The organism is Nocardioides sp., from assembly GCF_024509035.1.
GTDB lineage: Bacteria > Actinomycetota > Actinomycetes > Propionibacteriales > Nocardioidaceae > Nocardioides.
Genome location: NZ_JANINT010000292.1, coordinates 1 through 2,430, shown reverse-complemented (window position 1 = coordinate 2,430; position 2,430 = coordinate 1). Strand labels below are relative to the sequence as shown.

Below are 2,430 nucleotides of genomic sequence, written 5' to 3'. Positions count from 1 at the left end.
CGCCGGCGGTGCCGCGCAGCTCGCTCGGGCGGCTGACGATCGACGAGAAGTTCGTCCGGTATGGCACCTGGGCCTCGGCGCTGGGTCTCGCCTGGCTGGTCACGCAGCGACTGCTGCCACTCACGGGGCTGCCGTGGTTCCTCATCACGTGGTTCGTCGCGGGGCTGGCGGTGACCGTGGTGACCGGGATGCTGACCGGCGGCCTGGTCGAGGTCCGCGACCGGGTCGCCGCGGCCGTCGTCACGGTCGGTGCGCTCCTGGTGGGCGCGGTGATCGTGAGCGCCATCGTCTTCGTCGTGCTCCGAGGCTGGCGCCCCCTGATGCACGTCAACTTCTTCGTCGACGACATGGCCGGGGTCGGCCCCAAGAACCCGCTCACGGACGGCGGAGTCGTCCACGCCGTGGTCGGCTCGCTCATCGAGATGGGCATCGGTGTGGCGATCGCCCTCCCGCTGGGGATCGGCACCGCCGTGTTCATGACCGAGGTCGGCGGCTCCTTCGCCAGGGTGGTCCGCACCGTCGTCGAGGCGATGACCGCGCTGCCCTCGATCGTCGCCGGGCTGTTCGTCTACACCACGTTCATCGTCGCGCTCGGCCAGCCCCGGTCCGGTCTTGCGGCCGCGCTCGCGATCGCCGTGATGATGCTGCCGATCATCGCCCGGGCCGCCGACGTGGTGCTGCGCGTGGTGCCCAGCGGCCTGCGTGAGGCCAGCCTGGCGCTGGGAGCGAGCCGCTGGAGCACCGTGTGGCACGTCGTCCTGCCCACGGCTCGCCCCGGACTGGCCACGGCGGTGATCCTCGGCGTGGCCCGCGGCGTCGGTGAGACCAGTCCGGTGCTGCTCACCTCGGGCGCCGCCGGCTTCCTGGTGACCAACCCGACCGACGGCGTGATGAACTCGCTGCCGCTCTTCATCTACACCACCGTGCGCAGCGGCGAGCCCGTGGCCATCACCCGTGCCTTCGGGGCCGCCACCGTGCTGCTGGTCCTCGTGCTGGTGCTGTTCATCGTCGCGCGCCTGCTCGCCCGGCCCCGGCGGACCAAGCACGCCCGGGCCGGCCGGACCGCGGTTCTCGGCAACGTCTCGCGGCCGGCACCGGAGCCCGCCGTCGACGTCGTCCAGGCGGACCCGCTCGTCGAGATGGGACCGGTCCATCCCGCTGAGACCCACCCCGAACGCCCCTCGCAACGACACATCCAGGAGAACCCGTGAACCGGCTCGCTCGAGCTGTCCGCGCCGCCCTCGCGTTCGCGATCGCACTGGGCTGCGTCGCCGCCCTGCCCGGCGTGGCGAACGCGACCGTCTACGCCCAGATCGAGGGCACCGGCTCGACCTGGTCGGAGCTGATCGTCCAGCAGTGGATCGCCGACGTGGACGCCAACGGCATGAAGGTCGTCTACACCGGCGGAGGATCCACCAAGGGTCGCAAGGACTTCTCCCAGGACAGCACCGACTTCGCGATCTCGGAGATCCCCTACCAGGGCACCGACGAGCAGGGCCAGGCCGACACCAGCAACGGTCGTGAGTACGCCTACCTGCCGATCGTGGCCGGCGGCACGGCGTTCACCTACCAGCTCAAGGTCGGGGGCCAGCTGGTCCGCAACCTGCGGCTGTCGGGCGAGACCATCGCGAAGATCTTCACCAACCAGATCACCAACTGGAACGACCCGGCGATCAAGAACGACAACAACGGCCGGTCCTTCCCCTCGCTGCCGATCACGCCGGTCGTCCGCTCCGATGGCTCGGGCACCACCGCCCAGCTCACGACCTGGATGGACCACGAGTACCCCAGCATCTGGCGGCCCTACTTCGGGAAGTCGGGGCTCACGTCCTACTACCCGAAGAAGAACGGCAGCCGGATGGTCAGCCAGGCCGGCTCCGACCAGGTGATGAACACGATCAAGGGCTTCTCCGGCAACGGCACGATCGGCTACGTCGAGTACTCCTACCCGCTCAACGCCGACTACCCGGTCGTGAAGGTGCTCAACAAGGCCGGCTACTTCGTCGAGCCGACGCAGTACAACACGGCAGTCGCCCTCACGAAGGCGAGGATCAACCAGGACAGGAGCAGCCAGCTCTACCTGACGCAGATCCTCGACGGCGTCTACACCAACCCGGACCCTCGCGCGTACCCGATCTCGTCGTACTCCTACATGATCATCCCGACGGGCAAGGACGACCCGCGGATGACGACCGCCAAGCGCCAGACGCTCGCGGACTTCATGTACTACTCGCTGTGCTCCGGCCAGACCAAGGCGGGTGCCTACGGCTACTCGTCGCTGCCGCTGAACCTGGTGCAGGCCGGCTTCGACCAGATCGCCAAGCTGAAGCAGGCGGACTCTGCGGTCGACCTCACCGACCGCGACGTGCGCACGTGCAACAACCCGACCTTCGACGGCAAGAACCTCAGCCGCAACCTGCTGGCCGAGCG

General features: G+C 69.0%; 2 protein-coding genes. Both read left to right on the top strand.

Annotated elements, in window-relative coordinates:
* On the top strand, window positions 1-1,211 hold a 1,211-nt coding region (gene pstA / locus Q0L15_RS19355; protein WP_296606200.1), incomplete at its 5' end, for a phosphate ABC transporter permease PstA.
* A partial coding sequence (locus Q0L15_RS19350; RefSeq protein ID WP_296606198.1) for a phosphate ABC transporter substrate-binding protein PstS occupies window positions 1,208-2,430 on the top strand: 1,223 nt, incomplete at its 3' end. The genes pstA and Q0L15_RS19350, both read left to right, overlap by 4 nt.